Source organism: Polynucleobacter sphagniphilus (genome assembly GCF_001953355.1).
Lineage (GTDB): Bacteria > Pseudomonadota > Gammaproteobacteria > Burkholderiales > Burkholderiaceae > Polynucleobacter > Polynucleobacter sphagniphilus.
In genome coordinates this window covers 1-903 of record NZ_MPIY01000013.1, presented here as the reverse complement: position 1 = coordinate 903, position 903 = coordinate 1, and the positions used below count along the sequence as shown (strand labels likewise).

Annotated in this window: 1 protein-coding gene; it reads right to left on the bottom strand. The window is 43.9% G+C overall.

The window, feature by feature from the left end; all coding sequences use genetic code 11:
• Window positions 1–903: DEAD/DEAH box helicase (locus BOQ04_RS08650; protein ID WP_143742181.1), on the bottom strand; the 903-nt coding region annotated here is incomplete at both ends.

The window sequence follows — 903 nt, the reverse complement described above, 5'->3', positions numbered from 1 at the left end:
GTTTCTGCAACATTGGTTGTCAATATGATGCGACGACCATTTCCTGGGGTAAAAACACGCTCTTGCTCAGCAACCGACTGACGGGCAAAAAGACTTAATATTTCTGGATGAAAGCGTTGTTGCAAAACATGATCTTTACGTAATGCTTCGGCACAATCCCTTATCTCACGCTCTCCAGGCAAAAAGACTAAAACATCGCCAGAGCCGCTGGCTCCTTCACCCCAAATTTTTGCGATTGCATTAGTGACACACTCCGGTATTTCTTTAGCCTCTTTGGCAAATTTTTTATCCTCCAGCTTAGAGTCGGGCTCCAAAGGTTCATAGCGTTGCTCAACGGGAAATAGCCGTCCACTGACTTCGATTACTGGCGCAAGCTTGCCATTTACTGAAAAATGCTCAGAAAATCTCTTAGCATCTATTGTTGCTGAAGTGATGATTAATTTAAGATCAGGCCTCTTTGGTAATAACTGACTTAGATAACCCAATAAGAAATCAATATTTAAACTTCGTTCATGTGCCTCATCAATGATTAGGGTGTCATAGGAGCGCAGATAGGAGTCTCTTTGCGTTTCCGCAAGCAAGATGCCATCGGTCATCAACTTTATCGATGCGCTCTGACTGGTTTTATCTGAAAATCGAACCTGATAACCAACATCCACCCCAATAGGGCTTCCAAGCTCTTGAGCAATCCTTTTTGCTGTAGTGGTTGCGGCTATGCGGCGAGGTTGGGTATGGCCTATTAACTTCCCACCATTTACAGTACCCCTGCCTAAATCTAGACAAATTTTAGGTAATTGAGTCGTTTTGCCTGAACCAGTTTCACCGCAAATGATTACCACTTGATGGTTTGTAAGCGCATCTTGAATGATTTGACGCTGACCAGAGACAGGCAACTCCTCTGGA